Source organism: Fretibacter rubidus, from assembly GCF_041429785.1.
Classification (GTDB): Bacteria; Pseudomonadota; Alphaproteobacteria; order Caulobacterales; family Maricaulaceae; genus Fretibacter; species Fretibacter rubidus.
The window spans coordinates 1589420-1613514 of sequence record NZ_CP163423.1 but is presented as its reverse complement, the minus strand read 5'-3'; the positions used below and the strand labels follow the sequence as shown (position 1 = coordinate 1613514).

25 protein-coding genes are annotated in these 24095 nt (G+C 50.5%); 20 read left to right on the top strand and 5 right to left on the bottom strand.

Annotated features, from left to right (window positions below; translation table 11 throughout):
- Nucleotide 1 precedes the first annotated feature (1 nt).
- The 4 genes from AB6B37_RS07635 to AB6B37_RS07620 are packed head-to-tail and all read right to left on the bottom strand — an operon-like array spanning nucleotide 2 to nucleotide 4167.
- A complete protein-coding gene (locus AB6B37_RS07635) occupies nucleotides 2-949 on the bottom strand; it encodes a hypothetical protein (RefSeq protein WP_371398297.1) in 948 nt (315 codons plus the stop codon).
- Nucleotides 943-1869 carry a diacylglycerol kinase family protein gene (locus tag AB6B37_RS07630; protein ID WP_371398296.1) on the bottom strand — a complete coding sequence of 309 codons (927 nt, stop codon included), beginning with the start codon at nucleotides 1867-1869 and terminating at the stop codon, nucleotides 943-945. Before AB6B37_RS07630 ends, AB6B37_RS07635 begins: the two co-directional genes overlap by 7 nt.
- A gap of 4 nt (nucleotides 1870-1873) precedes the next feature.
- Entirely contained in the window at nucleotides 1874-2959 is a 1086-nt protein-coding gene (locus AB6B37_RS07625; RefSeq protein ID WP_371398295.1) for an LptF/LptG family permease, read from the bottom strand.
- Nucleotides 2959-4167, bottom strand: coding sequence for an LptF/LptG family permease (locus tag AB6B37_RS07620; protein ID WP_371398294.1), 1209 nt, complete (start codon nucleotides 4165-4167; stop codon nucleotides 2959-2961). The genes AB6B37_RS07625 and AB6B37_RS07620 overlap by 1 nt, the downstream gene beginning before the upstream one ends.
- A 113-nt stretch (nucleotides 4168-4280) precedes the next feature.
- Here AB6B37_RS07620 and AB6B37_RS07615 point away from each other — a divergent pair, with 113 nt between their 5' ends.
- The 9 genes from AB6B37_RS07615 to AB6B37_RS07575 all read left to right on the top strand — a co-directional run bounded on the left by AB6B37_RS07615 (nucleotide 4281) and on the right by AB6B37_RS07575 (nucleotide 12565).
- Nucleotides 4281-4793 carry a DUF2141 domain-containing protein gene (locus AB6B37_RS07615; RefSeq protein ID WP_371398293.1) on the top strand — a complete coding sequence of 171 codons (513 nt, stop codon included), beginning with the start codon at nucleotides 4281-4283 and terminating at the stop codon, nucleotides 4791-4793.
- Nucleotides 4794-4851: 58 nt separating this feature from the next.
- On the top strand, nucleotides 4852-6015 hold the full coding sequence (locus tag AB6B37_RS07610) for a hypothetical protein (RefSeq protein ID WP_371398292.1): 1164 nt from the start codon (nucleotides 4852-4854) through the stop codon (nucleotides 6013-6015).
- Nucleotide 6016: 1 nt separating this feature from the next.
- Entirely contained in the window at nucleotides 6017-6790 is a 774-nt protein-coding gene (locus AB6B37_RS07605; protein ID WP_371398291.1) for a nucleotidyltransferase family protein, read from the top strand.
- Complete coding sequence (locus AB6B37_RS07600; RefSeq protein ID WP_371398290.1) at nucleotides 6787-8181, top strand: lipopolysaccharide biosynthesis protein; 1395 nt, start codon at nucleotides 6787-6789, stop codon at nucleotides 8179-8181. Before AB6B37_RS07605 ends, AB6B37_RS07600 begins: the two co-directional genes overlap by 4 nt.
- The gene (locus AB6B37_RS07595) at nucleotides 8182-9345 is read left to right on the top strand and encodes a CDP-alcohol phosphatidyltransferase family protein (RefSeq protein ID WP_371398289.1); all 1164 of its coding nucleotides are present in this window, start codon (nucleotides 8182-8184) and stop codon (nucleotides 9343-9345) included. It abuts the gene before it with no gap.
- Complete coding sequence (locus AB6B37_RS07590) at nucleotides 9342-10028, top strand: HAD family hydrolase (protein ID WP_371398288.1); 687 nt, start codon at nucleotides 9342-9344, stop codon at nucleotides 10026-10028. Before AB6B37_RS07595 ends, AB6B37_RS07590 begins: the two co-directional genes overlap by 4 nt.
- Before the next feature lie 245 nt (nucleotides 10029-10273).
- The gene (locus AB6B37_RS07585; RefSeq protein WP_371398287.1) at nucleotides 10274-11446 is read left to right on the top strand and encodes a class I SAM-dependent methyltransferase; all 1173 of its coding nucleotides are present in this window, start codon (nucleotides 10274-10276) and stop codon (nucleotides 11444-11446) included.
- A 59-nt stretch (nucleotides 11447-11505) separates the two neighbouring features.
- Nucleotides 11506-12030, top strand: coding sequence for a tetratricopeptide repeat protein (locus AB6B37_RS07580; protein WP_371398286.1), 525 nt, complete (start codon nucleotides 11506-11508; stop codon nucleotides 12028-12030).
- Nucleotides 12031-12364: 334 nt separating this feature from the next.
- Nucleotides 12365-12565: a phosphoglycolate phosphatase gene (locus tag AB6B37_RS07575; protein WP_371398285.1), complete on the top strand. Its 201-nt coding sequence runs from the start codon at nucleotides 12365-12367 to the stop codon at nucleotides 12563-12565.
- Nucleotides 12566-12603: 38 nt separating this feature from the next.
- On the opposite strand, the gene AB6B37_RS07570 is transcribed toward AB6B37_RS07575, so the two are convergent.
- Nucleotides 12604-13290: an HAD-IA family hydrolase gene (locus tag AB6B37_RS07570; RefSeq protein WP_371398284.1), complete on the bottom strand. Its 687-nt coding sequence runs from the start codon at nucleotides 13288-13290 to the stop codon at nucleotides 12604-12606.
- A 126-nt stretch (nucleotides 13291-13416) separates the two neighbouring features.
- Between AB6B37_RS07570 and glmU the strand changes: the two genes are divergently transcribed.
- Genes glmU through recO form a run of 11 tightly spaced genes read left to right on the top strand, consistent with a single transcriptional unit; the run spans nucleotide 13417 to nucleotide 24092 of the window.
- Nucleotides 13417-14763: a bifunctional UDP-N-acetylglucosamine diphosphorylase/glucosamine-1-phosphate N-acetyltransferase GlmU gene (gene glmU, locus AB6B37_RS07565; RefSeq protein ID WP_371398283.1), complete on the top strand. Its 1347-nt coding sequence runs from the start codon at nucleotides 13417-13419 to the stop codon at nucleotides 14761-14763.
- A gap of 6 nt (nucleotides 14764-14769) precedes the next feature.
- Nucleotides 14770-15474: a ribose-5-phosphate isomerase RpiA gene (gene rpiA / locus AB6B37_RS07560; protein ID WP_371398282.1), complete on the top strand. Its 705-nt coding sequence runs from the start codon at nucleotides 14770-14772 to the stop codon at nucleotides 15472-15474.
- A complete protein-coding gene (gene gor, locus AB6B37_RS07555) occupies nucleotides 15467-16849 on the top strand; it encodes a glutathione-disulfide reductase (RefSeq protein WP_371398281.1) in 1383 nt (460 codons plus the stop codon). Before rpiA ends, gor begins: the two co-directional genes overlap by 8 nt.
- Before the next feature lie 55 nt (nucleotides 16850-16904).
- On the top strand, nucleotides 16905-19142 hold the full coding sequence (locus AB6B37_RS07550; protein WP_371398280.1) for a bifunctional (p)ppGpp synthetase/guanosine-3',5'-bis(diphosphate) 3'-pyrophosphohydrolase: 2238 nt from the start codon (nucleotides 16905-16907) through the stop codon (nucleotides 19140-19142).
- A gap of 25 nt (nucleotides 19143-19167) precedes the next feature.
- Nucleotides 19168-19749, top strand: a complete 582-nt coding sequence (gene pyrE, locus AB6B37_RS07545) for an orotate phosphoribosyltransferase (protein WP_371398279.1) — start codon at nucleotides 19168-19170, stop codon at nucleotides 19747-19749.
- 3 nt (nucleotides 19750-19752) lie between these two features.
- Nucleotides 19753-20505: a pyridoxine 5'-phosphate synthase gene (locus AB6B37_RS07540; RefSeq protein ID WP_371398278.1), complete on the top strand. Its 753-nt coding sequence runs from the start codon at nucleotides 19753-19755 to the stop codon at nucleotides 20503-20505.
- Nucleotides 20502-20912 carry a holo-ACP synthase gene (gene acpS, locus AB6B37_RS07535; protein ID WP_371398277.1) on the top strand — a complete coding sequence of 137 codons (411 nt, stop codon included), beginning with the start codon at nucleotides 20502-20504 and terminating at the stop codon, nucleotides 20910-20912. The genes AB6B37_RS07540 and acpS overlap by 4 nt, the downstream gene beginning before the upstream one ends.
- Entirely contained in the window at nucleotides 20909-21688 is a 780-nt protein-coding gene (gene lepB / locus AB6B37_RS07530) for a signal peptidase I (protein WP_371398276.1), read from the top strand. The genes acpS and lepB overlap by 4 nt, the downstream gene beginning before the upstream one ends.
- The gene (gene rnc / locus AB6B37_RS07525; protein ID WP_371398275.1) at nucleotides 21688-22377 is read left to right on the top strand and encodes a ribonuclease III; all 690 of its coding nucleotides are present in this window, start codon (nucleotides 21688-21690) and stop codon (nucleotides 22375-22377) included. The genes lepB and rnc overlap by 1 nt, the downstream gene beginning before the upstream one ends.
- Nucleotides 22374-23336, top strand: a complete 963-nt coding sequence (gene era / locus AB6B37_RS07520; protein WP_371398274.1) for a GTPase Era — start codon at nucleotides 22374-22376, stop codon at nucleotides 23334-23336. The genes rnc and era overlap by 4 nt, the downstream gene beginning before the upstream one ends.
- A gap of 9 nt (nucleotides 23337-23345) precedes the next feature.
- Nucleotides 23346-24092 (top strand): DNA repair protein RecO, encoded by a 747-nt coding sequence (gene recO / locus AB6B37_RS07515; RefSeq protein ID WP_371398273.1) that lies wholly within the window; start codon nucleotides 23346-23348, stop codon nucleotides 24090-24092.
- Nucleotides 24093-24095 lie beyond the last annotated feature (3 nt).

Here is a 24095-nt window from a genome sequence, read left to right as displayed (position 1 = left end):
CCTAGCGAAACGCGCCTTTGCGCCATAGTTTCCAGCCTAATACGGGGGCGCAAATCACGGGATGTTTCCTTTGAAATGAGGTTGGCTCTATTGTGACGCCAGAGTGGTTTTTAAGCTTCCGAAGTACGTAATCAAGCCCGCCGTCAAATGTCGCCGCATTGTTGATAAGGCGTATAGCGGTCATAGGTTTGCCCAACATACGGCGGAACGCCCACCGCGTTTTGCAGCGGCGTTTCGCACCCGCTGATACAGGGGGCAGGGCGTAAAGGCTTTCGTCTGCTGCGCCGAACAACTCTGCCATAATGGCGTCATAGCGCTCTTGATAACGGGCAACAATCTCGCGTGATCGTCCGTCAGAGCTCTCAGGCCGTAATTCTGTGCGGTAGCTTTCACGAAACCCCCGCGCCCAGAACGTCGCCGTATCAACAGGGCCCTCCAGCAGCGGTATCGTCTCGCTTGCAATATGACGCACAGCCTTGGCGCGGGCCTGCATAATACGGTCATTAACAGTGTCATCTTTCGGAAACAACATGACGCAAGGCTGGGAGAAACGCCCCCAAACTGTCGACAACAACGCCTTTGATGTCGCGCGGTTTTCAAAGGCCTTAATCGATATTAGCGAATATTTACAGGTGGTTAGGACCCCGTCCTGATGTGTCATTTCGTGATAATAAACCGCAGGCGGTATCATCGCGTTTAAAGCTGCGCGCAGCGGGTTTTTATGTGTTTTGCGGTAGCTATCAATCAGGACATAAAAATCGAGCATTTTATCGGCATTGTTCATATCGCGCAGAGACGAGCCGTAATAGACAAATCCCAGAACGTGACCGTTATGGCGCTTTGATATGGCATCACAGACCGTCTTGACCCGTGCGCTCGGCTCTACGTGATCGTAATGTTTAAGGAGCGCAATAAGCGGGTCTGGATTAGCGGGAGTTGGATTTACCATAGGAAGCTCACGGGTCGTGAGGGCGTTACTGTGAATTTAGGGCCAAGCAGGTCAAGCGTTTCGCCGTCGAGAACAACATCGCCAGCGTAATTAAAGTCTATCTGGCTAGCGTTATAGCTGCTGAGGCCATCCGCAGTTCTATCGATGTTTTTTTGTCCGCGCCACAGGCTGACGATATTTGACAGTAGTCGCCGCGCGTCACCCTTGGCATATGTCAGGCGTAATTCACCGTCGCCTTCACCCCAAAAGGGATCCAGCCCTTTAAAAAGGCTGGGTAGTGTGGTCAGAACAGTGCCTAAATGATTGTCTGATATTGGCGTGCCGCCGTCTATGGTCAGTGTGATGGGAGTCGGGTGCATCACATCTGCGCGCTGCCCGCTCACCCCACGTACAATACCGCCAATGACGGCTGGCGAACCACCAATGCCGCGCTTATGCAGCTTCTGCTTGGTGTATTGCGTGATCATCGGAATGGCCCCCGTGGAGAACAGAAAGCCGTTATAGCTAACACTATTTGACCCGGATGTGACGGTGATGAGGGGCAGTTTTTCATGGGTAAACTGCCCCGCGAGCAACGCTTTAATTTTTTGCGCAGTGGGGCGTTTCATACCAATCACGCCTGCAACTTGGTTCGTCATGCCGCCCGGCACAAGCGTGAAACGCGGTAGGGGCTGTAGCGCAGCATAATGGGCCATAAAGGCCGTAATCACGCCTTGGCAGGTTCCGTCACCACCTTCGATAAAGACGTGATCGCGGCTCTTGCTATGGGTTTCTTTAACGATGGTATCTAGCGTATCGAAAATATCGTTGTCGTAAAGCACAGCCTTCGTGTCACTCGCCACCGTGCGCAGGATGGATCCACGCTTGGCGACAGTTTCGCTCAAATTGTTGACGATAAAAACAGGGGCAGGCGCCGTCATGACCCTATGTCAGGCTTTCAGTTCGCAGCAGCAAGAAGCTACCAATAAGGCCAACAACCAGCAGGGGGAAGGCTATGGCCCATCCAATCGCAATACCGCCAGAGGCCGCAAATGTCGCCATAGCGCCGTCAATAATGAGGAATAAGAAGCCCGCTGTGATGCCGATAATCAAGGCTTGGTCACCTGTATCTTGTCGCCCGACGCGTTGCATAATGGGCACAGCCAGCAGTAGCAGAAGCAGTGCCGCCAAAGGCCGCGTAATGCGGTGTAGATACCAAAAGCCGTAAGCAAAGCTCGGCTTGCTACCCGAATTTCCCTTTTCACTAAATACGGCCATATCGGACAAGGCTAAATCACGCGGTTCAGCGGCAAGGCGCGCAATGGATTGCGGGGTTTGCTTGGTTTCCCAACTGATGTTGCCGTCCACTGTTTCCGCTTGCCGCGCTTCGCCGTCCGCGCCTTTGACGTCCAATGTACGCACGCCAGATAATCTCCAGCTATCGCCCGTAAAATCGGCGCGTTCTGCCCATGTTACATTGGTTATCGCGCCCGTGTCGGGTGAGCGTTCGTAAAGCTCTAACGTGCCGAGCGTATTCATACTATCGCGGTCTGCGGCGCGCATGATACGGCCCGCATCTTCCATCCAGAGCGGGTTGTCCTCTGTGACATTTTTTATTTTATACTCGCCAATACCCCAGGCTTGTAGCGCGCGAACAGAAGGCGGCATAAGGACGTTTATTGCGATAATAGATACCAGTCCCGCCGTTAAAACCGCAGGCGCCAGCAGCGCGATTTGCTTCGGCGCTGAAATACCAAACCCCAGCAGGGCGACAAGTTCGTGATTCCGGATAAGTTTCACAAAGGTCAGCAATATGGCGACATGGATTGTAAAGATGAAGATGCGGTCAAATATGACGGGCGCGCGGTAAGCCATATAGCGGAATGTATCCACAAATGTTCCGTCATCAGCCAGAATATCCCCGCCATTGGCAAGTGAATCAAGCAGTCCGATCAGCACCAAGAAACCGAACACAACGGTCAACCAAGTGATAAAAAATGATTTGGATAGATATGTGAGGAATTTAAACACTAGGCCGTATCCCCACGGATAATCGTCCCAACGCGTTTGATGCGGGTCTTTAGGCCTTCTTGTAAGCCGTTGAGATAAAAGCTAATCGCGGTGAGGGGCGGTTGGCCCATTTTATACGCGCTTTTGCGGAATATCCATGCCGCGAATAATCCAACAGCAATTATAGTTGGCCATATGCCCGCCCAAGGCGGTATTGTGCCGCTCGCACCAAGGCTCTGCCCCAATTCAAGGGCTTTTTGTAGCGATACCAGCATGACAACGCCAATGAAGATACCCGCCGATGAAGGATTACGGCCATAGTTCAGACCAAAAGGCACAGCGATGAACGGGAGGATAAGCAGCAACACCGCGCGCCCTAATCGCAAGTGCAGGGCAGCGTTATTGGTATTGGTATCAATGCTATCAAATATTTCGCCGCGACGGTTTTGAAATAGCTCTATCGATGTCATTTCGCGTTCGTCATCGCCGCGCATCCGAAACATATTATCATCAACACTGCCTGTCACCGCGCCGCTGCTAAAACTCAGGTCGCCGTCAAGCTGGCGTTCGCCGACAATCTGGTAGCTTTGGCCTTCTGCCAGTTGCAGGACAGGCTCGTTACTAGCTTCGCGGACAATCAAGCGACCTTCGTCGGCTGTTGTGATGCGCACACCTGTCTGCTCGCCGTTCTCTTTTAATTTTTCGTAGATAAAAATGGGGCCGATGGCGCTACCCGCTTTTTCTGTGCCGGCGAAAAATGTTCGGTTTCCGACTTCGGTAAAGGTGCCTTCGCGCAAAGCTGCTGTGAAAGATTGCTGTTTGACGACATGAACAACTTGGCGGTAATTATACCGCCCGACAGGCTGCATATAGCCTTCTACAAATAGGGTGATAACGGCCAGAACGGCTGCGATAAACATAAAGGGCCGTGTCATTTGGGGCAGGGATACGCCTGCGCCAAGGGCAGCGGTTAGCTCTGATGATTTACTAAAACGGTCTATTGTGATTGTGATACCCAGCAAAAGCGCCATCGGCAGAGCCATGCCAAGATAATGCGGGAGCAGGTTAATCACCATCGAACTGGCATCACCCGCAGGGTTGGATGAATTTGAGACAATCTCGAAAATACGCAGAAGACGCTCTAAGAGCAGCACGACAATCGCGAAAATAATCAGCCCACCGATATTAATGAGCGATCTTTTCAAAAGATATTGATTAAGACGTCCCATATGTTTCGATATGTTTCCTACTGCGCATAATTCTTTACAAAGAGCGGGCTGCTCACCATATGCGACAAGTAAGCCCGTTATCCTTTAACCTCTGGCAATAATGAGACATGACCATGAACGCAAACATTCGCTTCATCTTTTTAGGGTTATTTATCAGTGTTTTGTCGTTTTCATCCGCTTTGGCGCAAGATAACGATGAAGAACTGGAATTATACCCTGATGATTTTTCTGATGCCTGTGTTGCGGATGGACTACAGATTCGCGCCACTATCGAGGGCGTAACAGCTGTCGGCATCATGAAGCTAGAGCTTTATAACTCAGAGGACGGGTTTTTATCTAAAAAAGGGCGGCTGCGCTCTATTCGCGACAAAGCCGAGGACGGCCCGATGATGATGTGTATTAATGTGCCAGAAGCAGGCACATATGCTTTGGCGGGCTATCACGATCTAGACGGCAACAGAAAGCTCAAGAAAAAGTGGAATTTCACGCCAAAAGAACCCTTTGTGCTGTCCAATAATATCGAGTTTAAGTCGCTGCGGATGCCGAAGTTTGAAGAAGCGGCCTTTGAAGTCGGCCCTCAAGGCGCAGATATCGTTATCAACGTAGTTGACCTGCAAGACGATTAAACCGACAAAGGTGTAAATACCCGCGTCGATTCCGTCGTGGCAAGGGGACATTGCCACCATGCCGAGCTCATCAGCAATATCGCAATCATTTACGATTATCCCTGTGGCCTCAAGGGCACAGGAAAAAGCGTTTTTAGATTTGCCTTATCGGATTTACGAAGGTGAGCCTTCATGGCGTGCACCGCTACGCTTTGAGCGCAAAGAACAGCTATCACCCCATAAGAACCCCGTGGCAGCCACGCTAACGCGGCAATTGTTTTTAGCTGAAACGGGAGACCGCGTTGTCGGACGTATCGCGGCCTTTATTAACCCCGCGCACCAAGTTCATCACAATGACAAAGCAGGGCATTTCGGCTATTTTGATTGCGAGGCTGACCCGGCCGTTGGCCACGCACTTCTGACGGCGGCACAAAACTGGCTATTAAGTCAAGGCGCGGACCGTATGGTCGGTCCCGCGCAGTGGTCCGTTAATGAGGAATGCGGTCTGTTGATTGACGGATTTGATACCCCGCCTGTCGTCATGATGTCCCATGGGCGGGTTGACTATCAAGACATGGTTGAGAACTTTGGCATGAGCAAAGCCGTTGATATGTATGCCTATCAGGCTGATCTTCACGCGGGATACCCGCGGCCTCGGCAAACGCAGATGATGGTCAAAATTGCCGATAAGGACCCTGACATCACAATACGCCCGATGAATACCAAAGACTTTTTGGGCGACGTGAACATTGTCATGGATATCTTTAATGATGCCTGGTCGCAGAACTGGGGTTTCGTCCCGTTCTCAGATGAGCAAATCACACACATGGCCAAAGAGATTAAGCCGTTGATGTTTAAAGAAGGCCTTTGGGTCGGCGAGATTGAGGGCTCGCCTGTCGCCTATATCTGGATGATACCGGATTTGAACGAAGCCACGGCTGGGCTTGACGGAAAACTGCTGCCGTTTGGCTGGTGGACTTTGGTGAACCGCCTCAAAATAAAGGGTGTAAAGCAAGCGCGCATTCCGCTTATGGGGCTGCGCCGTGAATGGCATAACACAAAGAAAGGCCTCGCGATTGTAGCCAAGCTTTGCGAGACGGTCTTTGAAGCAGGACGGCAAAAGGGCTTTACCCATTGCGAACTGTCGTGGATTTTAGAAGACAATGCGGGCATGATACGCATTTGCGAACAAGCCGATGCCAAGCGTTATAAAACATACCGCATGTATGAAAAGGCGCTTTAACGTGGATAAAGTGGCCAATGTTCTTATCCTAGCGGGGCAGCGCGAAGGCGTAGTTGACCCGTTATGTGCGCAAGCCGGCATTGATCGCAAAGCGTTGTTGCCGTTCAACGGTATGCCAATGATTGATTATGTGCTGGCCGCGCTGCGTCGCGCAACTGTCGCGGATGCATTCTACGTCAGCGGATTTGATGCGTCTTACCATTCGGACCTTATTCAATCACCATCAAAACCAGGTCCAGCGGGTAGCGCCATGGCCGCGATTGAAGCGGGGATAGATGTGCCGCTACTCATCACCACCGCAGATCACCCGTTATTGACAGCAGAGATGATTGATATCTTTATCACTGGGGCTAAGAAGACAGGCGCTGATTTTTGTGTTGGGCTGGCTGAAAAGAATGTCATTGCGCCCGCTTATCCGAATATGAAACGTACGTATTTGAAATTTTCAGATATTGCTGTCTCGGGCTGCAATCTTTTTTACGTGGCCAATGAAAATGGCATTGAAGCGATACGATTTTGGCAACAAGCCCAAAATGACCGAAAAAAGCCGTGGAAACTCGCGTGGCGATTGGGGCTAGGCGGTCTATTGAAATATGTGTCAGGGCGTTTGAGTTTTGACGACGCCTTCTCGCAAGTCTCCAAAACACTGGGTATCACCGCGCGACCTGTCCTTATCCCTATCGCTGAGGCCGCCATTGATGTCGATAAGCCATCGGATAAAACCCTCGTGGAGGCTATATTATTAGCGCGCAAACAGGCTAAAGCTGTATCGTGACAAAGTCTGCGACAAAACCCGATTTATCAACGGCCTCCAGCGCGTCGGCTGGAAAACGTGTTGCCGCTAATTCAGGCATGATGGTCGGAGCAAAGACCCTTGCTGCTGTGATGGGATTTGTAACGCTGACAATCACGGCGGTCGCGCTCGATAGCACGCTGGCTTTTGGGACAATCATGTTTCTTCATGCCTATATGCTTTTCTTCTCGGAAGTGGCTACCTTCCAAGCGTGGCAAGGTATCATTCGTTTTGGCAGTGATGATGTTGTCAAAGACGATGCACAATCATTAGCAAAACTGTTCAAGTTCGGGATAACGCTTGATTTTTTATCAGCAATAGCCGCTTACGTTATGGCGATAGCATTGTTTAGCTTTTTCATATTCGTTGGATCACAGTTCCCAAGCTTGTCGCGCGAAAGTGCCTTGTCAGCTGACGAATTACAGCATTACGTGATGCTTTATTGTATCGTGATTTTGTTTAGACAGCTTGGCACATCAATTGGCGTGTTTCGCCTTTTTGATAAATTCCAAGTCTTGGCGGTAAAGGCATTGATTATGCCGACGACGCGTCTGCTTGGCGCGATATATGCCGCCCATGCTGGCTGGGGTTTGGAAGGATTTTTGTGCGTTTGGTTTGGCGCCTCGCTCGTAAGCTATATCTTCTTGCCTGTAGCGGCTATGTTAGAGCTTAAACGTCGGCGATTACTCGGCATGGTTATCCGCGCTAAATCCGATTTTTTCTCTCCTCGGGCTGGGCTATGGCCTTTTACGATTAAATCCAACATAGACTCTACTTTGGCGGCGGGACATTTGCATCTGCCGCTATTGCTTGTGACCGCGATATTTGGACCAGCCTTTGCCGGGATTTACAAGATAGCAGAGGAGGCGGCAAAGCTTCTATCTGAAGGCTTTAAACTATTTGACCAAGTCATTTATCCCGAGATTGCCAAGATGATCAGTTCAGGGGACGGCACAAAGATTTGGCAACTTGTGACCCGCACGGCCTTTGTCCTTTTAAGCTTTGGTTTGTTTTTCTCGGCGCTATTAATGTTTTTGGGGCCCAATGCGCTCTCAGCATTATTTGGCGAAGATTATGCAGCCGCTGCACCGCTGGCATCGTTACTTGTGCCTGCGGCGGCGTTACTCGGCATTGTTGCACCGTTATACCCGATTTATTATGCCACGGATTGTCCTGAAAAAGCGATCTACGCGCGCTCACTCAGCCTGTTCATCTTTATCGTAGCTTTGTTCGCACTCAGCCCCACAACGGTCGGGCAAATGGCACCGGGTTGGGCCGCGATTATCGGCAATATATTCGCTGTTGTTTTTGTTGCAATCACAGCAAAGCGAGCGCTTAACGCCTCTTTGAATTGTAAGAAGGACATGCTGTAAATGGATGTTAAAGTCACAGACACCCAGTCAACATTAACCCCAACCGTTTGCTTTGTTGGGGCGGTTGCGGCACGTGCAGACACACGCCTTTGGGGGTTGTCGTTGATGGATTGGCAAAAGCGGGCGTTTAAAAAGGCAGGGGCCTCATATGTGAGTACCAAGGGCGCCTCCGTCATTCTGAATATTGATTGGATATTGTCGACAGCTCTCTGTCGCGCCTTTGTTGCTGCGCGTAATACGGCCCTTGTCGTGGATGGTGAAATTATTGGGATTAATGGCGGACATGCTCATCAAGCCGTCAAACCTCATACGCTTATCGGTATGCAAGCAAGCGATGGCATCCTCAATAAACACGGCCTTATGGCCAAATCTCCTGACGCCATTTCTGATATTTATAACAAAGCTCTGCGAAAGTCAGAGCCGCCCTATGCGTTGAATGTTATGCGCACCCCGATGACCACGATTATGCAGCGTCAGTTTGACAGCTCTTACAAAGGTATCACAGATTTTGTCACTAAGTATTTCTGGCCGCTACCTGCCTTTTATGTCACCCGTGCCTGTGCCGCCATGAAGCTATCGCCCAATATGGTCACAACAATTGGCTTGGTTTTGTGTGTCGCGGCGTTTTACTTTTTTATGCAAGGGCAGTGGGCTTTGGGCTTTGTTACCGGGTGGTTTATGACGTTCCTTGATACTGTAGACGGGAAGCTTGCGCGCACCACTATGACTTACTCATGGTGGGGTAATATCTATGACCACGGCATTGATTTGATTCATCCGTCTTTTTGGTATTTTGCATGGTTTATTGGTCTTGGCGGGGTCTTGGCTTGGCCGAACGCTATGACGATTGCGCTTGCCCTGATTATGGTCGGTTACGTGGTTGACCGTGTCATTGAAGGGATATTTATTCTCCAGCACGGCTTCCATATCCATGTCTGGCGGCCTTTTAATTCTTTCCTGCGGATATATACGGCACGGCGCAATCCTAACACTTTCATCTTTATGCTGGCGATTATAGCGAGTACTATCGTGCCGCAGGCAGGAATATGGGGGTTTTACGCTGTCGCTGCTTGGACGTGGATTTGTATCGTGATTAATATCGGCGTCGTTATCAAAGCGACTGTTACCAAAAAAACTGTTGTATCCTGGATGGACAGCGCGTGAGTGGGTCATCTGGCAATTTGGCAATTTTTGATCTCGACTATACGCTGACTAAGCGCGGGACTTGGGGACGTTTTGTTCTGCGTTGTGTGCGCTACCGCCCGCATGTGTGGTTGCCTCTTCTGTTGTCAGCGGGTTGGGCGCAGTTTCGCTATAAGCGCGGCGCAATCCCAAGGGTGCGTGTTAAACAAGCCATGATGCGTTGGGCTATGCCGCGTTGGTCGCGTGAAAAACTGACCCAACTGGCCGAAGATTTCGCAGAGGCCGAGGTTAACAGTGGCTTGCGTCCCGGAGCCGTTGCGGCGCTTCAAGCGCACCGCGATACAGGCGATACGATAATGCTAGCCAGTGCCGCAGTTGATTTAATCGTCGCGCCTATAGCGAGACGTCTTGGCATTAATCACTATGTGGCAACAGATATGGCTTGGGAGCATGATAGACTGGCCCCATATTTTGGCTCTGAAAACTGTTACGGGGATGAGAAATTAGCGCGTGTTCAAAGCTATTTGAATGAAAACCCAGAACTTAAACGAAATAATACAGTCATCACAATGTATTCAGATAGTTATTCCGACCTTGCGATCATGCAATTTGCCGATGTAGGCGTATCGGTTAATCCAGATAAGCGGCTTTTGGCACTGTCAAAAACCCATAATTTTAAGGTCGTGGACTGGATGAGTGTTTAATCGCCCGTCTAATCCATGCTGAGGCAAAGCTTTTAGACCCGACATGGGCCGAACTCGACATACTGGAGGATTACTAGCTTTGCGCCGCACTGGTTGGGGGCAATGAAATAGTCCGCATAAGCACAGCTTGCCGGTGCTATCACACTCACATCACTTTTTAATCACACCCTTGCAATTATGGGCCGATTTGCGGCATTCTTTCCAAGCCATTTGGAGGGCCGCTCATGCGCTTGTTAAACGCACTTATGTCTCGCTTTGTAAAAGTCGGGCAACTTACCATCATCGATGTATCAGGGAAGGCGCATGTCCACGGCCCAGGTGGCGAACCAAACGCGACAATTCGCATTACCGACAAGCGGCTTTATCGGGACTTATTTTTCAATCCTGAACTTCGCGCTGGCGAAGCCTATATGGACGGCACGTTGATATGCGAGGAGGGCGGCATTCGCGGCCTTCTGAATGTGTTTGCTCATAACCGTGATAATCTGCGCGGCCACCCGATGCAAAAGGCGTTGAAAGGTTGGCTGAAGAAAATACGTAAATGGCACCAACGAAACAAGACCTCTGCATCGCGTAAAAATGTGCAGCATCACTATGACTTGTCGAATGACTTCTACCGTCTGTTTTTGGATGAAGACTTGCAATATAGCTGCGCCTATTGGCCGACCCTTGATATAAGCCTGGAGGAAGCCCAGGCCCTGAAGAAGACGCATATTGCGGCGAAGCTGAACTTAAAACCGGGTGACCGCGTGCTGGATATTGGTTGCGGTTGGGGTGGTATGGCCATTTATCTGGCGCGTGAATATGGTGTTAGCGTTGTCGGCGTGACCTTATCCGACGAGCAGCACGCCATGGGACGGCAACGTGTCATTGATGCCGGGCTAGAAGATAAAGTTGATATCCGTATTCAGGATTACCGCGATATAAATGAAACATTTGACGCCGTGGTGTCTGTCGGCATGTTTGAACATGTGGGTGTTGCGCATTACTTGGAGTATTTCTCCAAAATAAAAGAATTGATGAGCGAAGACGGCACAGCGTTGGTGCATTCGATAGGCCGCAAGGGCGGGCCGGGTACAACGGGGGCATGGATCCGCAAATATATCTTTCCGGGCGGATATTCACCGGCGCTTTCTGAAACATTCGCTGAGATTGAAAAAGCGGGGCTTTGGGTCACAGACGTTGAAATCTTGCGATTACATTACGCAGAAACGCTGGCTGAATGGGACAGGCGGTTCCAAGCAAACCGTGAACAAGTCGCAGAGATGTTTGACGAGAAATTCTGCCGTATGTGGGAGTTTTATTTGGTCATTAGTGAGCTATCCTTTCGTCTTGGCAAGCATATGAATTTTCAAATTCAGATGTCCAATGCGGTCGACTCACTGCCGACGACACGTAATTACATGCTGGACAAATGACCGCATTAGGGTCTGATTGCGATATGTGTTATAGCAATAAAGCAATCGGAGATCTGACAATGCGTAGAATTACAAAAACGGCTGTTGTTTTAGCTATTGGACTTGCAGTGCCAGTTCTCGCTAATGCGGGAAATAATAATGCCAATTTGCGCTCTAACTTTGACCGTTCATCGGTTCCAGTTCAAGTTTATCTCCCGTCTGATTTTAACTCAGATCGTAATACAGGTTACCTTCTGTCGCGCGCCATCATTAATTATAATGAAGGTGATACAACAACGGCGTCTATGCTCTTGCACCGCTCACTCCGCAGTGATCCATATAACCCCATGGCTAATTATTACATGGGCCTGACCAAGAAAAAGCAGGGTAATTACCGCAAAGCCGTGAAGCACCTGAAATTGGCCAATAGAGTTTTCGCTAATGCGCCCCAATCATATGCAGCACTGGGCGAAGTTTATGTCGCCCTGGGCCGTCTTGATGATGCGCAGGTTCTCATTAGCAAGCTTGATTCTGTCAAAGGGGCTAGCGATGCGGACATTCAAAGCGCAAAAGCTATCATACAAGCCGCAATCGCGCGCGCTTAGTCAACTTTTTTAATTAAAAAATTGTCATTAAGGCCCGGTCATTTTGACCGGGCTTTTCTTTTGACTGCGCAAAGGTCTTGGCTTTTGACACAGTTCTGCCATAATTCAGGTGAAAATTGGGACTGCGCCTTAACTCCCCGTAATATAAGCGTAATTTCACACCGTTTTCTGAACGTAAGCTGAAAACTACGCCGCAGACCCCTCACTTATTTGTTAGCAAACTGCGACGTGATGTGTCTTGAACTTCACCGTAATTCTCTTATTTCTGTGACATGGGCGGAATAGCTTTGGATGGCTCCGGGACGGGCTGTCACATAATTGAAAGGATTTTCACATGAAAGGTGATTATTGTACACGAGAAGGCGCAGAGCGCTTGAAAGACCAGATTGAAGCCTATTGGGCCGACCGTGGTCATGACGTCAAAATTAACTTGATCAACGGCGCGTTTTTGCCGTCTATGCGGTCTGCACGCACGGACGTACGATCTAATATGATCAACGGCGTGCCAACACGTTCAACGGAAAACTTCGCTTAAGCTATCTGCCTTAAGCGCGGTTGACTGAAACGTTTAAATCAACGCGTCAGCCTTATCAGGGCTGACGGCAGTTGCGAGAAACAGCGCAACATAATTGTGCCGCCTAGCTGGTAAAAGGGTGTTGTGGAATATCCGTAGCGCATCAAAATTGACGGGACATTGGCCGCTTTGGCTGCCAAAGTATCTGGCGCTCCATCCCCAATCATCACGATACGCGACGGGTCATTATGACCAACAGCTTCGAATATATGGTTCGGGTCGGGCTTTTTATTGGGTACGTCTTCGCTGCCAACAATGGCGCTAAACATATCAGTCATACCAAGTTCAGCGAGTAGGGGCCGCGCAAGGTAGCCCGGCTTATTCGTACAGACCGATAAATCATGCCCTTTGCGCGCCAAGCCGTCCAAGATTTTGCGCACATGCGGAAAAGGCCGGCTGTGATCGGCAATGCCGTCTGCATATAACTCTAAAAGTTTGGCTTGAAGGGTGCTCACCCGTTCACCACTAACGGCGCGACCTTGGGTTTTATAGGCATCGGTAATCAAGGCCTTGGCCCCATAGCTGATGTGGCGACGGGCATGGTCATAATTCACAGGCGCGAGCCCGTCTTCTTTGATAACAATATTAAGCACGCGGATAAGATCAGGTGCAGTATCGACCAGTGTTCCGTCTAGATCAAAACAAAGTGAAAGCGGCCCGCGCATCGTTTCGAATTTTTGTTTCATATTTATGCAATCGAATCGTGCGTCTTTGTGCTGTTTCCGTTACAGAGTATAAAACCATAATGTCAATCCGACTCGCGCAGTTCCGTGAACTATCGCAGCGCAGTCATATCATATCAAAGGGCTGAAATGACGCAAAACCGTGCTGCCGTAATTCTTGCTGCCGGGAAAAGCACCCGCATGAAATCTGCACGCTCCAAAGTGCTTCATCATGTTGGGGGGCGCTCCATGCTGTCTTGGGTGGCCGCTATGGTAAGAGAGGCAGGCGTATCGCGCATCGTCTGTGTTGTTGGGGCGTCCAATGAAGACGTCCGCATCGAGGCAGAAAGCCTGGGTTTAGAAATTGCTGTGCAAGAGCCACAACGCGGGACAGGTCACGCGGTACTGTGCGCCAAAGACGCTATTGGTGATTTTGACGGCGATGTTGCGGTCTTATTTGCAGACACACCCCTGATTAAAGCCGATACTTTAACCTGTGTTTTTGACGCCCTTGATAACGGTGCTGATGTTGCCGTCCTCGGTTTTGAGCCGGAAGAGCCAGGTGCCTATGGACGGTTAATTACTGATGCGGGTCAATTAACGGCCATTGTAGAAGCCAAAGAAGCGACGCCAGAGCAACTGGCCGTCAGGCTATGTAATAGTGGTGTCATGGCCGCCTCGCGCGCGCACATTTATAGCGCACTCTCTCGCGTGACGGATGACAATGCCAAGGGCGAATATTACCTGACTGATATTGTTGAAATTCTGCGTGGTGATGGTCTATCGGCCACGGCGGTCACTGGCGACGAGGCCGAAATGCTAGGCGTGAACTCTCGCACTGATTTGGCACTGGCTGAGGCGTCATTTCAGGCTTTGGCGCGCAAGGCGGCGCTTGATAACGGCGTCACGCTGCGTGACCCTGACAGCACCATATTTTGTTATGATACGCAAATTGCCCAAGATTGTGATATTGGTGCAAATGTTGTCTTTGGCCCAGGCGTCAGCATTGGCGCAAACACAACCGTGCATCCGTTCTGCCATATCGAAGGTACTGAAATTGGCGAGGGCGCACAGATTGGGCCTTTTGCGCGGCTGCGCCCCGGAACGGTATTAGGAGCAGAGACTAAAGTTGGGAATTTTGTTGAAACCAAGAAAGCGGTTGTCGGCAAAGGCAGTAAGATTAATCATCTGTCTTATATCGGTGACGCGGAATTGGGCGAAAACGTCAATGTCGGGGCAGGCACAATTACCTGCAATTATGACGGCTATTTTAAACATAAAACGACCATTAAGGACGGGGCTTTCATTGGGACCAATTCCTCGCTCGTTGCGCCCGTAACGATAGGTGAGGGCGCGTTTCTCGGTTCTGGCGGCGTTATAACAAGTGATGTGCCGGATGGGGCTTTGGCTGTTGCGCGGGCAGCGCAAACACATAAAGACGGCTGGGCCGTGCGCTATCACGCCGCGCAAGCCAAGCGAAAAGCAAAAAAGGGCTAGAGTAAAATGAGTAATGCCAAAGAAAACGCCGCCCTTGCGGCACTCGATTTTGTCGAAGACGGCATGATGCTGGGGCTAGGGTCTGGCTCCACGGCCGAGATATTCTTAGAGCATTTAGGCGAGCGCGTCGCAGGGGGCTTACGCGTTCAAGGCGTGCCGACATCGGCGCGTACCGCGCAAGTTGCCACAGAAAACGGTATCCCCTTGGCGGATGCCAATAAGATCGAACGCATCCACCTGACGATTGATGGTGCCGATGAAGTGAATCCTGAATTTTGCCTGATTAAAGGTGGCGGCGCGTGTTTACTGCGTGAAAAGATTATCGCCCATGCGTCAGAGCGCATGGTTGTGATCGCGGATGACCGCAAAATGGTCGATGTCCTTGGCGCATTCCCGCTACCCATTGAAGTTGATCCGTTCGGTATGGCGTTAACAGCAGAGAAAATTTATCAAGCGCTCATAAAATCTGGTTGTGAAGCGGGACAAACTGTCCTGCGACAAAAAAAAGATGGTAGCGGCCCTTTAGTTACCGATGGTGGGCACTATATCCTTGATAGTCGGTGCCGCAAAATACCCAAACCTGCGGATACTGCCGATCTTTTATCCCGTATCCCTGGCGTTATGGAACATGGCCTATTTATTGATTTGGCCGATGTCATTGTGATTGGCGAGACTGATCATGCAAAAGTAATGGAGTTGTCCCGTGAGTAAATTTGATTTTGATCTGTTCGTCATCGGGGCTGGCTCTGGCGGTGTGCGGGCTGGCCGCCTCGCGGCTCAGCTAGGTAAAAAAGTTGGTGTGGCCGAAGAGAGTCGCCCGGGCGGCACTTGTGTCGTGCGCGGTTGCGTGCCTAAAAAGTTCCTCGTCTATGGTGCAGATTTCGGCGGCGCCATTAAAGACGCGCAGAAATATGGCTGGTCGCTTGATAATGTCTCTTTTGATTGGACGTTTCTTCGCGACGCAATCCAGACAGAGGTTAGCCGCTTATCTGGAATTTATTCGACGATATTAGAGAAAAACGGTGCGACATTGTTTAACGAACGGGCTGAATTTGTCGACGCCCATACGGTACGCTTACAAACATCGGGCAAAGAAGTAACAGCCAAGACAATCTTAATTGCAACAGGCGGTCGCCCGTGGATGCCTGATATTGAAGGCATAGAGCATGCCATCATGTCTGATGACGCTTTTCTATTGGATGAATTGCCAGCGCGCGCCTTGATTATTGGGGGCGGTTATATCGCGTCTGAATTTGCAGGTATTTATGCGGGTCTAGGTGTTAAGACGGTGCAGGCTTACCGTGGGGATCGTTTGCTGAACGGTTTTGATCCGGACGTACGCGACGAGACAGGTGTGTTGCAAAACCTCAATGGGATTGAGACGAAGTTTAATATCTCCCCGACATCGATTAAAAAAACGAGCGGCGGCCTTATCGTGACCTTCGATGACGGCTCTAAAATTGGAACCGACATGGTGTTCATGGCAACAGGTCGTAAACCGCATACAGTGGGACTGGGCCTGGAAAATGCAGGTGTTGATGTTGATAAAAACGGGGCTGTAGTCGTTGATGAGTATTCAAAAAGCACGGCAAAGAACATCTACGCCGTGGGGGATGTTACCAACCGCGTGAACTTGACACCTGTGGCAATTCGCGAAGGGGCGGCATTCATTGAAACCGTATTTAAGGATAATCCGACAGCTTATGATCATAGCAATATCGCCAGCGCCGTGTTTACCCGTCCGCCCATTGGCGTTGTCGGCCTGACGGAGGGCGATGCGCGTCAGAAACACGGCGATGATATTACCGTTTATACAACCAAGTTCCGCCCAATGAAAAATGTGCTTGCCCATAAAGAGCAACGCTGCTTCATGAAGCTTATCACCCAAGGTAAAGACGAAGTGGTGATTGGCATTCACATCGTTGGTGATGATAGCCCAGAGATCATCCAAGCGCTTGGTATTTGCGTGAAAGCTGGTCTGACTAAGGCACAATTTGATGAAACCTGCGCGGTTCACCCGACACTTGCAGAAGAAATTGTGACCTTAAAGCCGCGTGAAATCAACAAAACCACGGTTGTTTCGTAAAAACTGCGTCACCTTTGTGATTGCCGCGCGAAATTACCGCGCCTATATCTAAGATGTGAACGAAGTTATCGACATAAAAACTGACGGGGGGGCCGAACCGCGTCAGACCTATCTTCGCCAATATGAATTGGTCGATTTGGTCCGCGCCTATGACCCGTCAGTAGACGAGGCATTACTAAACAAAGCCTATGTGTTTGCCATGAAAGCGCATGGTGATCAGATGCGTCATTCGGGCGATCCCTATTACGCGCATCCCATCGAAGTTGCGGGAATACTCGCGACACTAAAGCTTGATGTAGCGAGCATTTGCACGGCGCTACTCCATGACGTGTTAGAAGATACCGACACGACCTATGAGGAAATGGTCGGGCACTTTGGGCAAGAGATTGCCGACCTTGTTAACGGCGTGACAAAATTGGGGCAGCTTGAGCTGACAACACAAAACCCGACACGCGAACAAGCGCAAGCCGAGAACTTCCAAAAGTTTGTCTTGGCCATGAGCAAGGACGTGCGGGTGTTACTGGTCAAGCTCTGTGACCGTTTGCATAATATGCGCACACTGCAATATCATCCGAAACAGGCTTCCCGGGAAAGGATTGCGCGCGAAACGCTGGATATTTACGCCCCGCTGGCGCGCCGTATCGGGATGGATAAAATTTGCTCAGAACTTGAAGATTTATCCTTTCAACACATAAACCCGTCCGCCTTTGAGAGCATCACGAAACGACTCGAGGCATGGCGCGCGGACCAGGAAAGCGCGATTAGCCAGATGTCAGTCGCGCTACGTGATTTGATGGATAAATCGGGCTTGGATTACCGTGTATATGGTCGAGAGAAACGGGCCTATGCCATTTGGCGCAAGCTGCAACGCCAAGGTATATCCTTTGAAGATGTGGCCGACATCTATGCTTTTCGTATTTTACTGCCGCATAAGGCGGATTGTTATCACATCCTTGGCGTTTTGCACGGCGAGTACCGCTGTGTGCCAGCGCGCTTTCGTGATTTCATTTCTGTGCCAAAACCTAATGGCTATCAATCGCTACACACCACAGTGCTGGGGCCGCAAAATAAACGTCTAGAGATACAAATCCGTACAGAGCGTATGGAAGATGTCGCTGAGCGCGGCGTGGCGGCGCATTGGACATATAAAGACCAGAGCTATGCTTTTGACGCAGATGTTGCGCGCGATAGTGGCGGTGATCCGCTGCGGCGTATCAGACCCTTTGTAGAGATGATGGAGCAAAGCGGTGACGCCGATGAATTTCTTGAGCATGCGAAGCTAGAAATGTTCGCAGATCAAGTGTTCACCTTCACGCCTAAAGGCGACCTCATATCCCTGCCGCGTGGAGCAACGCCGATTGATTTTGCCTATGCCGTGCATACCAAAGTTGGCGACACCTGTATTGGGGCTAGTATTAACGGCCGAGAGCAACCGCTTCGCACACTGCTGCGTAATGGTGATGTTGTGCGTATCATTCGCGGCGGCGCGCCAGAACCACAACCTGGTTGGGAGAACATCGTTGCCACAGGCAAAGCGCGCTCTGCATTACGGCGTCTGACCCGCGACGGGGAACAAGCGGAATTTCGTCGCATTGGCCAGATGCTCGCCGAACATGCCTTTGCCCGCGAAGATCGAGATTTTAGTATTGCTGGTTTGGGTGACAGCTTGCGCCGCCTAAGCCTTGATGATGCCGATGAGGTTTTTGAGGCCCTTGGGCGCGGTGAATTATCCATACAGAAATTCATGAATGCCGTCTTTCCGGGTCGCGAAAGCGTCAAAGAGTTGGATAATTTCGTCAAGCGTGATTTGATTGATGATAATACCGTCAAGCTTTACGTGAAAGGCGAGGGGGTAAGCCCCGGACGCGGTATGCATTTGTCAGAATGCTGTTCGCCCATTCCTGGGGACCGTATTGTTGGGATTCAAGAAACTGGCAAAGGCGTAATGATCCATACGATTGATTGCGAAACACTGGTCAATGAGGATCATCCCGATGATCACTGGCTTGACCTGGGTTGGCGCCGCGCCGCGACCCAAACGGCGGCCCTTGCGCGTATCACAACAACGGTTGAACATGTGCCGGGATCTCTCGCCGACGTTACTAAAATCATCGGCGAGGCAGCGGGTAATCTGACGAATATTAAAACGCTGAAGCGTAGCCCGTCATTCTTTGATATGGTGCTCGATGTCGAAGTGACTGACAACCGGCATCTGTCACAAATCATTGCAGCCTTGCGTACCAGTGCCTATGTGGTATCCGCCAAGCGTACCCGCGCTGAACTTGCGCAATAGACCTTAGCCTTAAGCGAGATTGATAATGAACACTGATGACGTCTTAGATGTATTTCGCGAAGCTGGAGCCTTGCTCGAAGGACACTTCATCTTGTCATCGGGATTGCATAGCCCCGTCTTCTTACAAAAAGCATTTATCTTTAAAAATCCTGCCTTAACAGAAAAGCTCTGCAAGGCTTTGGCTGATAAGGTGAGGGCTGAATTACCCGTGCAGCCTGATATTATTGTTGCGCCTGCTATGGGCGGGATTATTCCCGGCTATGAAACGGCGCGTCATATGGGGCTTGAGTCGATTTTTACAGAGCGTGAAAATGGTGAGTTCACGCTCCGCCGCGGGTTTTCCTTAGAGCCCGGTCAAAAGGTTTTGATGGTTGAAGATATTGTCACGACCGGACTGTCATCGCGTGAATGTATCAAAAGCATTGAAAAAACGGGTGCCAAAGTTGTGGGCGGGGCGTGTATATTTGACCGTTCTAACGGTACAGCGGATATCGGTGTTCCGCTTATCTCACTCGCGGCGAAAGCGTTTCCCGCCTATCGCGAAGATGCCATGCCAGATGATCTCGCCGCGATACCCCCCCATGTCTTTAGTAGCCGGAATTTATAAGCCATGAGTGATAAACTCCGCCTAGGTGTTAATATTGATCATGTCGCGACCCTTCGTAATGCACGCGGCGGCGCCCACCCTGACCCGGTAGCAGGCGCGTGGGCAGCTATACAAAGCGGTGCGGACGGCATTACCGCACACCTTCGCGAAGACCGCCGCCATATGCGCGATGATGACATGGTGCGTCTGCAAACGCTTTGCGAGAGCGAAGATATACCGTTAAATATGGAAATGGCTGCGACATCTGAGATGTTGAAAATTGCGCTCGACCTCAAGCCTAAAGCGGTCTGCATAGTGCCTGAACGCCGTGAAGAACGCACCACAGAGGGCGGCCTTGATGTCGTGGGTCAGCATAATAGCGTTGCGCCGATTGTGCGCGAGCTGACAGAAAACGGATCGCGTGTATCGCTATTTATAGAGGCGCAACGCACGCAGATTGATGCGGCAAAATCATGCGGCGCGGCTGTGGTTGAACTTCACACAGGGGCCTATGCTCATGCGCATGAGGATGACAATATCGAATTAGCGGCTGAAATCCTAAAGACGCTACAAGACGGCGCGACCTACGCGCATAGCCTCGGCCTTGAGGTGCATTTGGGTCATGGTCTGACATTTGATAACGTCAGCGATATTGCCGCTATTCCAGAGGCAGTCGAGCTAAACATCGGGCATTTCATCATTGGGGAAGCTGTATTTATGGGCTTGGAGCCTGCGATTTTGGAAATGCGCCGCATTATGGATGCTGCCCGCGTATGATTATCGGCATAGGGACGGACCTCTGCGATATTCGCCGAATAGAGAAAAACATCGAGCGGCATGGCGCACGCTTTATTGACCGCGTTTTCACGACAGGTGAACAAGCTTATTGCGAGCCTAAATCAGGAAAAGCCAGCTATTATGCCAAGCGTTTCGCCGCCAAGGAGGCCGTTGCCAAGGCTTTAGCAGGGCCCAGGACAGGACACCTAACATGGAAAGATGTGGAGGTTGCCAATGACCCCTCTGGGCGTCCGACCATTCGATTACACCGCGGTGCAACCGATCGTTTGAAAAGCCTAACGCCAGTCGGACAGCTTGCGCGCTTGCATATTAGTCTGACAGATGATTATCCTTATGCGCAAGCTTTTGCTATATGCGAAGCTTATAGAGACAAGACGGACGCATGAGTAAAACCAAAACAGATAAGCTAGACGACAAAGCGGATAACAAAAAAGGCGGCGCAATTCGCGAAACTGTGTCTACTGTGTTGTGGGCCGTTGGTATTGCCTTAGTTTTACGCACATTTTTATTCCAACCGTTTCATATACCGTCAGGATCAATGCAACCGGGCCTTATTCAAGGCGATTATATCATCACATCTAAATACTCATTGGGTTATGGGAAATATGCGGCGACACCGCTGCCTTTCCCCGTGAAATCAGGTCGCCTTTTTGAACGCGAGCCTAAGCGCGGCGACGTCATTGTATTCAAACTTGATAGCGGGCCTAATAACATCGTCAAACGTCTGATCGGCCTACCGGGTGACCAAATCCAAATGGTACGTGGCGTTCTTTATATCAACGGAGAGCGCGTCGGTATTGCAACAGAGGGTGAAGAAACTCGCCTTGATAGATACGGCAATGACGACCCTGTCGAAGTCCAAATAGAGACGTTACCTGGCGGTGATAAAAACCGTATTTATGATGATTTGAAAAACTCGCCGGCTGATAACACTTCGGTTTTCACCGTGCCTGCGGGGCATTACTTTTTCCTCGGTGATAACCGTGACCATTCGGGGGATAGCCGTTTACCTGCCCCCGCTGGTGTTGGTTATGTGGCGGCGGGTAACCTTATCGGCAAAGCCGAATTTGTGCTGTTGTCGGTGCAGCGAGACTTCTCGATTAAAAAACCTTGGACGTGGTATAAGATAAACGGCAAGCGCTTTTTCAAAGGCATAGACTGATGAATGGTCACGGCCTTAAAATTGCGGCCCTTGAGAGCCGTATGGGCTATGTCTTTAAAGACAAAAGCCTCATTGGGCGAGCACTGACACATTCATCTTATGGCGATGGACAACGCAAAATCGCTAATTACGAACGGCTTGAGTTTCTCGGCGACCGCGTACTGGGATTGCTAACCGCAGAGATGTTGTTTCACGCGACACAAGAGGATGAGGGTGCGCTTGCGAGGCGGCTAAACGCGCTTGTTCGCAAAGAAACTTGTGCGCGCGTATCGCGAGCGATTGGGGTGAGTGATGCCCTTCTGATGTCACAATCAGAGGACAAGCAAGGTGGCCGCGAAAAAACATCTATTTTAGGGGATGCTTGCGAATCTATCTTGGGCGCTATCTATCTGGACGGCGGCATTGAAGCCGCCAAAGTTTTTTATGATAAGTTTTGGGCGCAAGAGATTGAATTTGTTATGAAAAAGGCCGCCAAAGACCCAAAGACGCAGTTGCAAGAGAAATCGTCAATTGTCGGCGGGGGCGCGCCAGATTACCGCGTCATTGAACAATCGGGCCCAGATCATCGCCCACTATTTGTGGTCGAGGTTGACGTCGCCAAAATTGGATCAGCGCGCGGCACGGGTAAATCGAAAAAAGACGCAGAACGTTACGCCGCTCAACATTTATTGGAAAACTGGCCATTATGACAAACACAAAAGCAGGCTTTGCCGCCATTATTGGCGCGCCCAATGCAGGTAAATCGACCCTTGTGAACGCCCTTGTCGGTGAAAAAGTATCGATTGTGACCCATAAGGTGCAAACCACGCGGTTCCAAGTGCGCGGTATTGCCATGTTAAAAGACAATGATGACGCTACGGCCCAAGTCGTTTTGGTCGATACACCCGGCATATTTAAAGCCGGTGGCGATGACCGGTTGGGGCGTTCTATGGTGCATGCCGCATGGAGTGGTGTGGACGATTCTAACGCTGTTATTCATGTGGTTGACGCGCCAGCTTACTTGCGAGTCTTACACAAAGAACCCACAGCGCAGGATAAGAAGGCTTTCGCCGATACCGAACGCGTCACCAAAGGTCTATCCACCCGCAAAATGGGGCTTATTTGCCTCGCGCTTAATAAAATTGATGAAATCCCGCATGATCAATTGCTTGAAGTCATTGCCGCGTTCAAAGACCATACTTTTTATAACGAAATTTTCCTGATTTCTGCACTGAACCGTGACGGTGTTGACGCGCTATCAAAAACGCTCGCCAGCGCTATGCCAGAAGGACCATTTTTATATCCTCCAGACCAAGCGGCTGATTTACCGTCTCGCCTCATGGCGGCCGAAATTACGCGTGAAAAACTCTATCTACGGCTTCATGACGAATTGCCTTATGCCTCTACGGTGGAGACTGAGAAATGGACGAAGCAGAAAAACGGCGATATTCGTATAGACCAAGTCATTTACGTGAAACGCGATAGCCAGAAACCCATTGTTCTGGGTAAAGGTGGACGCACTATTCGTGATATTGGGGCGAGTGCGCGCCAAGATATGCAAGACTGGTTGGGTGTCAAAGTGCATCTGTTTCTTTTCGTGAAAGTCCGCGAAGGATGGACGGACGACCGCGCGCGCTATGCTGAAAGCGGACTCAATTTTGATGTCTAAGGCACGCTAATGGATTGGAGCGGAGAGGGGTATGTTCTGTCCGTGCGCAAACACGGCGAGACTTCAGCAATTATCGAAGTTCTAACCCGTGATAGGGGCCGTCACGCGGGCCTTGTGCGCGGCGGCGTAGGGCGTAAAATGCGCCCCGTCCTGCAACCTGGTAATAAGATACAACTTGATTGGCACGCGCGGCTTTCTGAACATTTGGGATATTTTACCGTCGAAGCCCTGACGTCTCGCGCGGCTGAATTGATGGATGACCGTATGGCGCTGTCTGGACTTAATGCCGTCTGTGCCATTGCCCGCGAAACGCTGCCTGAACGCGAAGCACATCCCTATGTTTACGACGCCTTTGAGGTGCTGCTTGATAATATGGATAACCCCGATATTTGGCCCGCTTTATTTGTGCAATGGGAAGCGGGGCTTTTGAAAGCCATGGGTTACGGTCTTGATTTGTCGTCCTGTGCCGCCACGGGCAGCAATGATAACCTGACTCACGTGTCCCCGCGCTCTGGCCGCGCGGTCAGCGCTAGTGCGGCAGAGCCCTATCTGGATAAGCTTTACGCGCTTCCGAGTTTTATGATGGGGCAACCTTACGTAACACCAGAAGACGTGCATAACGGATTGGCTCTGACGGGGTATTTTCTGGAAACACGGGTGCAATGGGGCGTAAACCGCACGCTTCCTGACGCCCGTGCACAGATGATTACCAGATTAACCGAAGAAGGCCATGCAAGAGCGCCCACACCGCGTTAGACT

Bases quoted from the DNA above. Each gene is read 5' to 3' on its own strand.
- AB6B37_RS07635 (WP_371398297.1), bottom strand. From the start codon at position 949: ATGGTAAATCCAACTCCCGCTAATCCAGACCCGCTTATTGCGCTCCTT.
- AB6B37_RS07630 (WP_371398296.1), bottom strand. From the start codon at position 1,869: ATGACGGCGCCTGCCCCTGTTTTTATCGTCAACAATTTGAGCGAAACT.
- AB6B37_RS07620 (WP_371398294.1), bottom strand. From the start codon at position 4,167: ATGGGACGTCTTAATCAATATCTTTTGAAAAGATCGCTCATTAATATC.
- AB6B37_RS07615 (WP_371398293.1), top strand. From the start codon at position 4,281: ATGAACGCAAACATTCGCTTCATCTTTTTAGGGTTATTTATCAGTGTT.
- AB6B37_RS07610 (WP_371398292.1), top strand. From the start codon at position 4,852: ATGCCGAGCTCATCAGCAATATCGCAATCATTTACGATTATCCCTGTG.
- AB6B37_RS07595 (WP_371398289.1), top strand. From the start codon at position 8,182: ATGGATGTTAAAGTCACAGACACCCAGTCAACATTAACCCCAACCGTT.
- AB6B37_RS07585 (WP_371398287.1), top strand. From the start codon at position 10,274: ATGTCTCGCTTTGTAAAAGTCGGGCAACTTACCATCATCGATGTATCA.
- AB6B37_RS07580 (WP_371398286.1), top strand. From the start codon at position 11,506: ATGCGTAGAATTACAAAAACGGCTGTTGTTTTAGCTATTGGACTTGCA.
- AB6B37_RS07575 (WP_371398285.1), top strand. From the start codon at position 12,365: ATGAAAGGTGATTATTGTACACGAGAAGGCGCAGAGCGCTTGAAAGAC.
- AB6B37_RS07570 (WP_371398284.1), bottom strand. From the start codon at position 13,290: ATGAAACAAAAATTCGAAACGATGCGCGGGCCGCTTTCACTTTGTTTT.
- glmU (WP_371398283.1), top strand. From the start codon at position 13,417: ATGACGCAAAACCGTGCTGCCGTAATTCTTGCTGCCGGGAAAAGCACC.
- rpiA (WP_371398282.1), top strand. From the start codon at position 14,770: ATGAGTAATGCCAAAGAAAACGCCGCCCTTGCGGCACTCGATTTTGTC.
- pyrE (WP_371398279.1), top strand. From the start codon at position 19,168: ATGAACACTGATGACGTCTTAGATGTATTTCGCGAAGCTGGAGCCTTG.
- AB6B37_RS07540 (WP_371398278.1), top strand. From the start codon at position 19,753: ATGAGTGATAAACTCCGCCTAGGTGTTAATATTGATCATGTCGCGACC.
- acpS (WP_371398277.1), top strand. From the start codon at position 20,502: ATGATTATCGGCATAGGGACGGACCTCTGCGATATTCGCCGAATAGAG.
- lepB (WP_371398276.1), top strand. From the start codon at position 20,909: ATGAGTAAAACCAAAACAGATAAGCTAGACGACAAAGCGGATAACAAA.
- rnc (WP_371398275.1), top strand. From the start codon at position 21,688: ATGAATGGTCACGGCCTTAAAATTGCGGCCCTTGAGAGCCGTATGGGC.
- era (WP_371398274.1), top strand. From the start codon at position 22,374: ATGACAAACACAAAAGCAGGCTTTGCCGCCATTATTGGCGCGCCCAAT.
- recO (WP_371398273.1), top strand. From the start codon at position 23,346: ATGGATTGGAGCGGAGAGGGGTATGTTCTGTCCGTGCGCAAACACGGC.